At 67.5% G+C, this 7,424-nt stretch carries 7 protein-coding genes; 4 read left to right on the top strand and 3 right to left on the bottom strand.

Going from position 1 to position 7,424, the window contains the following annotated elements; all coding sequences use genetic code 11:
• Positions 1-303 precede the first annotated feature (303 nt).
• The 3 genes from GTY96_RS06560 to sctV all read left to right on the top strand — a co-directional run bounded on the left by GTY96_RS06560 (position 304) and on the right by sctV (position 3,542).
• Complete coding sequence (locus GTY96_RS06560; RefSeq protein ID WP_143899244.1) at positions 304-762, top strand: hypothetical protein; 459 nt, start codon at positions 304-306, stop codon at positions 760-762.
• A gap of 99 nt (positions 763-861) precedes the next feature.
• A complete protein-coding gene (locus tag GTY96_RS06555) occupies positions 862-1,329 on the top strand; it encodes a tetratricopeptide repeat protein (RefSeq protein WP_143899243.1) in 468 nt (155 codons plus the stop codon).
• 86 nt (positions 1,330-1,415) lie between these two features.
• On the top strand, positions 1,416-3,542 hold the full coding sequence (gene sctV / locus GTY96_RS06550; RefSeq protein ID WP_161664211.1) for a type III secretion system export apparatus subunit SctV: 2,127 nt from the start codon (positions 1,416-1,418) through the stop codon (positions 3,540-3,542).
• A 138-nt stretch (positions 3,543-3,680) separates the two neighbouring features.
• Here sctV and GTY96_RS06545 read toward each other — a convergent pair whose 3' ends face one another.
• Positions 3,681-4,748, bottom strand: a complete 1,068-nt coding sequence (locus GTY96_RS06545; RefSeq protein WP_143899241.1) for an FHA domain-containing protein — start codon at positions 4,746-4,748, stop codon at positions 3,681-3,683.
• A gap of 27 nt (positions 4,749-4,775) precedes the next feature.
• The gene (locus GTY96_RS06540; protein WP_186001806.1) at positions 4,776-5,840 is read right to left on the bottom strand and encodes a tetratricopeptide repeat protein; all 1,065 of its coding nucleotides are present in this window, start codon (positions 5,838-5,840) and stop codon (positions 4,776-4,778) included.
• A gap of 103 nt (positions 5,841-5,943) precedes the next feature.
• Here GTY96_RS06540 and GTY96_RS06535 point away from each other — a divergent pair, with 103 nt between their 5' ends.
• Positions 5,944-6,462: an outer membrane beta-barrel protein gene (locus tag GTY96_RS06535; RefSeq protein ID WP_143899240.1), complete on the top strand. Its 519-nt coding sequence runs from the start codon at positions 5,944-5,946 to the stop codon at positions 6,460-6,462.
• Here GTY96_RS06535 and GTY96_RS06530 read toward each other — a convergent pair.
• On the bottom strand, positions 6,404-7,252 hold the full coding sequence (locus tag GTY96_RS06530) for an RDD family protein (protein ID WP_143899239.1): 849 nt from the start codon (positions 7,250-7,252) through the stop codon (positions 6,404-6,406). The two genes, GTY96_RS06535 and GTY96_RS06530, sit on opposite strands and share 59 nt — an antisense overlap.
• Positions 7,253-7,424: the final 172 nt, after the last annotated feature.

The raw sequence follows: 7,424 nt of genomic DNA, 5'->3' as shown, positions 1-7,424 counted from the left end.
CCGCCGGAGCAGCGCGGCTTCCTGGAGGCGCAGAAGAAGGTTCAGCAGGACTCGCAGATCATGAGCACGATCACGAACCTGATGAAGAAGATGGACGAGATGGCGATGGCGGCCATCAACAACCTGAAGTAGTCGCAGGCAGGTTGAGTGGTTCGCTCCGGCCCCGCGCTGGTGCTCCTTCGGGGGTACTGGTCCGGGGCCGGCGGCGTTTGGGCGACCTGGGGACCCCTGGTGGAGATCCAGAAACTTCCCTAGCCTTGCTGCCGATAACCTTGAAAACCGCATTTTGAACGAGGTTGCCTCATGGGCTCCAACACCATCTCCCGCACCCCCGCCGCATCCCCCACGGTCCGGACCAGCGCCCCGACGCAGGCGAACCCGGCCGCTTCCAACCAGGCCATGCGCGAGCTGAACACCATCAGCACGCAGCTCAAGCAGGCCTCCACGCAGCAGCCGGCCGCGAAGCAGGCCTCGGCTGGGAACGCGCAGCAGGCGGGCCGCCAGGCCGTGAACGACCTGTCGCAGCAGTACCTGGGCATCCTGAACGAGACGTCCGGCAAGCGCGCGCTGGAGACGGCGCAGGGCAAGGTCGACGCGTTCGTCGCGGCCAACCCGAACGCGACCCCGGAGCAGATCCAGGCCGAGGCCAAGAACCAGCTCAACAAGGCCTCCTCCGCCGAGTACATCTTCAAGTCCATCATCGACAAGTCGATGAACGACATCATGGCGAAGGTGCAGGAGCGGATTGACGATCAGAAGTAGTCCTCTGGCCCATGCCTTGGAAGGGTCCCCGTCTGGAACTGGCGGGGGCCCCGGGCTAGACTCCCCGCCGCTGCTGTCCCCGCCCCGGTGAACGCGCCGATGACGACTGAATCCAAGGCCACGGTGTCGAACGACAACGCGAAGCCCCTGTCTGGCCCGGAGATGCTCGAGCGGGCCACGGAGGGCTTCAACCTTTTCCAGGAGGGACACTTCAGCGAATCGCTGAGCCTCTTTGAGAAGCTCGCGTCGATGGACCCGACCGAGGCCTACTTCCAGACCGCCCTGGGCGCCTGCCACCTGGCGCTGGAGGACCTGGACACCGCGGTGGCGTGCTTCAACCGCGCCATCGAGTTGGACCCCACCGACATCACCCCCTTCGTCAACCGGGGCGAAGCCTTCCTTCGCCAGGGCCGGGTCTCCGACGCGGCCCGTGACTTCCAGCATGCCGTGTCGCTGGACCCCGAGGACCAGGATCCCCTGAGCCGTCGTGCGCGCATGCTCGCCGCCGCGGCCCTGGAGAGCTCGGACGAGGCTTCGGAATCCGAAGCCCCCGACGACCGCTCGTAGCCTGACCCGAGGCTCCCTCTCTCGCCAGGGGGAGCCATCCCCCCCTTGGGATTGGGGGCGGGCACGGACTAGGATGGCGCCCGACGATGGCCAACGCCGATCCGAACAGCTTCCTGAACAAGTACTCCGACATTGTCCTGGCGGTGGTCGTCGTGGCCATCGTCGGGATGATGATCGTCCCGCTGCCGACGCTCATCCTGGACGTCTTGCTGACGCTGAACATCAGCTTGTCGGTGGTACTGCTCCTCATCTCCCTCTACGTGCCCAGCGCGCTGTACCTGTCGTCGTTCCCGACGATCCTGCTGATCACGACGATGTTCCGCCTGTCGCTCACCATCTCCACCACACGCCTCATCCTGCTGACCGGCGATCCCGGCGAAGTGGTGGTGGCGTTCGGTAACTTCGTGGTGCAGGGCAACTTCGTCGTCGGCGCCATCCTCTTCCTCATCCTGGTGGTGGTGAACTTCATCGTCATCTCCAAGGGCTCGGAGCGCGTCGCGGAAGTGGCCGCGCGCTTCACCCTGGACGCGATGCCTGGCAAGCAGATGTCCATCGACGCGGACCTGCGCGCGGGCGTCATTGATCAGGATCAGATGAAGAAGAAGCGCCGCGACCTGGAGCGTGAGAGCCAGCTCTTCGGAGCCATGGACGGCGCGATGAAGTTCGTGAAGGGCGACGCCATCGCGTCCATCATCATCACGGTCATCAACATCGTCGGTGGCCTCATCATCGGCGTGACCCAGAAGGGCCTGTCCGCCGGCGACGCCGCGCAGAAGTACACGCTGCTCACCATCGGTGACGGCCTCGTCGGCATGATCCCGGCCATCCTCATCTCCACCTGCGCCGGCATCCTGGTGACGCGCGTGGGCGGCGAGGAGGAGGGCGCGCACCTGGGCAAGGACGTGGGCAGCCAGCTCACCGCCTTCCCGAAGGCCATCGCCATCGCGTCGGCCATGCTCGTGGGCCTGGGCCTCATCCCCGGCCTGCCCAAGATTCCCTTCTTCCTCTTGGGCGCGGGCGCGGGCTTCGGCGCGTGGTCGATGATGCGCAAGCGCGACGAGGCCCTGGCCGCCGAGGAAGCGGGCCCCGCGATGGAGTCCAGCTTCGGCACGCCGGTGTCCTCCGAGCCTCCGCCCAAGGAGCAGCTCAACCCGGACTCGGAGCTGTTCATCCCCGTCGTCACCCCCATCGTCCTGGAGGTGTCCGACGCGCTGGTACCCTTCGTGGACTCGAGGCAGGACGGCGGCAAGTTCCTCTTCGAGCTCATCCCGTTCATGCGCGACGGGCTCTTCGTGGAGCTGGGCGTCCGCTTCCCCGGCGTGCGCGCGCGCGGCAACGGCGGCCTGCCGCCCGGGGCCTACCAGATTCAAATCAACGAGGTCCCCGTCGTCACCGGCCAGGCCACCCTGGGCCACATCCTGGTGAACGACACGGTGGATCGCCTCAAGCTGATGAACATCCCCGGCTTCGAGGCCATCAACCCCGCGACGCGCCAGCCCGCCGCGTGGGTGCCGGAGCAGTTCCGGGAGACGCTCGAGTCCGCGGGCCTCACCACCTGGGACGTGCCCGGCTACATCATCCTGCACACCGCCGCCGTGCTGCGGAAGAACGCCCGCGAGTTCGTGGGCGTGCAGGAAACGCAGACGATGCTGGAGCAGTTGGAGAAGGCGTTCCCGGCCATCGTGAAGGAGGTCGTCCCGAAGATCGTCAACGTGCTCAAGCTGACGGACATCCTCGGGCGCCTGGTGGAGGAGGAGATCTCCATCCGCGACCTGCGCGGCATCCTCCAGGCCTTGTCGGAGTACGGGCAGGTGGAGGCCGACAACGTCATGCTCACGGAGCATGTCCGCGCCTCGCTCCGCCGCTACATCTCCCACAAGTACGCGCGCGGCACCGGCACGCTGGTGGTGTACCTGCTCGACCCGAACATCGAGGAGGCCATCCGCAGCTCCATCAAGCGCACCTCCGCGGGCGCCCACCTGGCGCTGGAGCCGGAGATCGCCCAGGAAATCGTGGGCGCGGTGCGCTCCGAGTGCGGACACCTGCCGCCCAGCGCCCAGCGCCCCGTCATCCTCACGGCGATGGACATCCGCCGTTACGTGCGCAAGCTGCTGGAGTACGAGTTCAACCCCTCGTTCTCGATCCTCAGCTACCAGGAGCTGTCGCCCGAGCTGAACATCCAGCCGGTGGCGCGCATCTCCTCCGGCCGGTAGTCCGCCGGGGCCTCGTGCCCCTGCGCGGGACGCGCCGCCTCCGCCGGGGACCTCCGGACGTGAGGCGGCTCCACTCGACTTCCCGTCACTGTGTGGAGGCGGCCCCCATCCAGGGGCCTGCCCGTGCCGCGGCGCCGCTCAGGCGCCCGCGAGCACGGCGATCATCAACACCAGGAAGCTCAGTCCCACCACGCCCATGACGATGAGCGGGACGAGCTTCTTCTTGTCCGACAGCGCTCCCATGCTGGCCGCGGGTTCCGGCTCGGGCTCCGGCTCCGGCATGGCTTCGCCCATGGAGCCGTCGCCTTCGGGCGAGGGCTCTTCGGAGGAGGCCGCGGATGAATCCTCGGAGGGGGCAGGCTCCTCCGGCGGCGGGGGGGCAGGCTCTGGTTCAGGCTCCGGCGGGGGCGGCTCCTCACGGCGGGGCGGGGAGGGCCGCGGCGGGGATGGAGCCGGCGCGCTGGCGGGGCTCGGCTCCGCGGAGAGGCTCACCGCCGGCTCGTCGGGGGGCTCGGCGGGGTCGACGTAGACGAAGCGGGTGGCGCCAATCTCCAGCTCGTCGCCGTCCTTGAGCGCCTTGCGGTTCACCCGCTTCTTGTTGACCTTGATGCCGTTGCGGCTGCCCAGGTCCTCCACGTGCGTGCCGGACCAGTCGCGGCGCACCTTGGCGTGCTTGCGGGAGACGAGGTCGTCCTTGAGGATGACGTCGGCTTCCTTCTCGTCGCGGCCGAAGACGTGCTCCTGCGCCTCCGAGATTTCGATGCGCTGGCCCTCGCGCGGGCCGTTCATGTAGCGCAGGAAGCGCTCCTCGCCGCCCGCGAGGCCGCGCATCACGTCCTTCACCATGCCGCGCGCGATGAAGGACGTCTTGTCACTCACGTCCGGGGCGATCTCCACCACCTTGTCGAAGCGGACGTCGTACTGCGCGATGGCGATCACGTCGCCGTTGCGCAGCAGCTCCTTCTCGCCCTTGGGCAGCGTCTTCCCGTTGATCTTCGTGCCGTAGGCGCTGCCCAGGTCCTCCAGGAAGTAGAGGGTGCCTTCCTGGCTGATGCGCGCGTGGTTGCGCGACACCGCCTGCTGCGGAAGCACCACCTGGCAGGTCTTGTCGCGCCCCAGGGTGATGACGGAGTCGTCGAGGACGACCTCCTTCCCGGAGGCGCCTCCGGCCTCGCTGCGCTGCGTAACGGTCAGACGGACGCTCATCGCGTGTGTCGCTACCCGAAGGGACGGCTAGAACGAGTCGTTGGCGAGGAATCTCTCACACGCCTGATACTCGGTGGGGAATTCCTCGGAGGTACCAAACTTCATGAAGTTCTTGCACGCCGTCTGTGCGTGGGTCTGCTTGTGGGCCTCCGAGAAGATCTGGAACAGGCCGAAGTGGCAGGGCGCGAACTTGGCGTCCAGCTTCACGCACTTGCGGTAGGCGGCTTCCTCTTCGGTGAGCAGGCCCTTCTCGCGGTACTGGCGCGCGAGCAGGTACATGGCCGGGGCGCTGTTCTCCGCGGTCTGCGTGTCCTTCAGCTCCTTGAGCGCGGAGTCCGTCAGCGCCACCTTGCGCTGGGCGACGGCGAGGTTGTTGAGGCAGCTGGAGTTCTTCTCATCAAGGCGGGCGCAGTTGCCAAAGGCCTCGCGGGCCTCCGCGAAGCGGCTCTGCTCCATCAGCACCGTGCCCAGGTCGTGCCACACCTCCGCGGAGTCCGGGGTGAGCTGGGCGGCCTGCGAGATGTGCTCGAAGGCCGTCTCCAGGTCCTTCTCCTCGTAGGCCATGATGCCCAGGTTGTGGTGGGCGTTGGCCACGTTGGGGTTGACGGCGAGCAGGGTGTCGAACTCCTTGCGGGCCTGCTTCGTCTTGCCCATCTTCATGAAGGTGAGGCCCAGGTCGTAGCGCGACTCCAGGTTGTCCGGGTTCACCTGCAAGGCGCGCTTGAAGTTGTCGTGGGCCTTTCCGTAGGCGCCTTCCTCCAGGTAGAGGACGCCCAGGTTCTGGTATGCCTGGAGGTGCTCCTGGTTGAAGCGCAGGGCCTTGATGAAGAACTCCTTCGCCTTGCCCTTGTTGCCCGAGTACATGGCGATGAGGCCCTTGTTGGCCCACAGGTCCGCGTACTGGGGGGAGAACTCCAGGCCCAGGTTGCAGTAGGTCTCCGCCTTCTGCAGGTCCCCGTTGGCCATCTCCTGCGCGCACAGCTCGTTGTTGATGAGCGCCCGCTCATGCGGCGGGGGCGTGCTGAGACAGCCCGTGGTGGTGGTCAGGGCAGCGGCGGCGGTCAGGGTCAGGACGAGGCGGCGAAGACGCATGGCCGACCGAGTGTAGGAGAGCGCCACCCCATCAGGCAACGGCGGCCTTGTGCTGAATCAGCGCTGTTTTCCAGGGGTTATGCCGGCTGTAGAGTGCCCCGTCATGCGGACCTACTTTTGTGCCTTTGGCTTGCTCGCCGCCCTCCTGGGAGCGGCTCCTGCTCACGCGCAGTTCTCCAACCGGAGCCTGGGGGTGTCCCTGGGCTACATGGACTTCAACCGCACCGCGGGCCTCGACAAGACGCCGTTCCTCGGGCTGGACGCCAGCCTCTACGTCGAGAACGGCTTCGAGGTCGTCTCCCTCTCGAAGTTGATGTTCCCGACGGACACCTACGCCAGCCCGAAGAAGCGCGTGGTGGGGTTGGCGCCGTCGCTGGGCATCCGCTACCTGCTGATGGAGGAGTCCATCCGCCCGTACATCGGCACGGACATCAGCTACCTCATCGTGTTCAAGGAGAGCATCAGCAACTTCGTGGGCATCGGGCCCAACGCGGGCGTCGACTTCTTCGTCACCGACTCCGTGAGCCTGGGCCTGCGCGTGCAGTACAACTTCTACATCGCCCTCAACGAGGATACGCAGAAGTCGCTGACGGGTTCGGTGGGCGCGGCGGCGTACTTCTAGGCGGGGGCGCGGACCTCCCCGGGCGCTGCGCCGGGGCGGGCAGCAGGGTGGCGGCGACCAGCAGCGTCCACTTCTCATCGGAGAGGTGGGCGGGCTTCTCCATCGCGAGCGAGTCCTGGAGCCGGGCGCCCAGCGCGGAGAACAGCGTGAGGCGGGCCTCCATCCGGAGCTCCTCTCGCCGCAGGGCCGCGGACAGCACCACCTCCCGCTCCTCGGTGGACAGCCGCTTCACGCGCGAGACGAACAGCGGATCCGCCAGGAGGCCCTCTTCGCCCCGGGTCTCCAGCGCGGAGGGCACCTTGAGGCGCCGCTCGCGCACGACGATGGTGCCGGCGAGCAGGTCCCCCAGCCGCTGGTGCGAGCGCGACAGCAGCGCCACCGAGCCGCCCACCAGGTAGAGCAGCGGCAGCCGGTCCACGACGCGCGCCAGGTTGCGCAGGGCGGCGTGGTAGAAGCCGATGCGCACGCCGCTCTCCTGGATGACCCGCAGGGACATCACGCGCTTGCCCACCGTCTGGCCCGCCCACGCGGTCTCCAGCGCGATGCCGTAGCCCCAGTCCACCAGGAAGTACACGACGATGCCCAGCGCGCTGGCGAACCCCGGGAAGGCCACCATCCCCACTTGGAACACCAGCAGCACCGACGCCGTGGCGAAGGCGACGATGAGCGCGTCCAGCAGCCACGCCAGGAACCGCGCGTACACCCCCGCCAGGGTGAAGCGGAACTCCACGTACTCCGGGGTCAGCACCGTGTGGGTGCCGTCGAGCAGGGTGTCGTCGGGAGGCGTCACGGGGCGGCAGTGTACGCCACGCGCCCCCCATCCCGTGGGCGCTCCCACGACGGATTCTCCGTGGGAGCCGAAATCACTCTGGAGCCCGGACGCCGCCGGGCAGGCAGGCGTCCAGGCCCAGCCGGAGGGCAGATGCGGGGCGGACTGGAAGAGTGTTATTCGTGAATAGCGG

Source organism: Corallococcus silvisoli (assembly GCF_009909145.1).
In the GTDB taxonomy this organism is placed as follows: Bacteria; Myxococcota; Myxococcia; order Myxococcales; family Myxococcaceae; genus Corallococcus; species Corallococcus silvisoli.
Note: the sequence above shows the minus strand (reverse complement) of the source record. Positions and strands in the feature narration are given on the sequence as shown.

Bases quoted from the DNA above. Each gene is read 5' to 3' on its own strand.
- GTY96_RS06545 (WP_143899241.1), bottom strand. From the start codon at position 4,748: ATGAGCGTCCGTCTGACCGTTACGCAGCGCAGCGAGGCCGGAGGCGCC.
- GTY96_RS06535 (WP_143899240.1), top strand. From the start codon at position 5,944: ATGCGGACCTACTTTTGTGCCTTTGGCTTGCTCGCCGCCCTCCTGGGA.
- GTY96_RS06540 (WP_186001806.1), bottom strand. From the start codon at position 5,840: ATGCGTCTTCGCCGCCTCGTCCTGACCCTGACCGCCGCCGCTGCCCTG.
- GTY96_RS06560 (WP_143899244.1), top strand. From the start codon at position 304: ATGGGCTCCAACACCATCTCCCGCACCCCCGCCGCATCCCCCACGGTC.
- sctV (WP_161664211.1), top strand. From the start codon at position 1,416: ATGGCCAACGCCGATCCGAACAGCTTCCTGAACAAGTACTCCGACATT.
- GTY96_RS06555 (WP_143899243.1), top strand. From the start codon at position 862: ATGACGACTGAATCCAAGGCCACGGTGTCGAACGACAACGCGAAGCCC.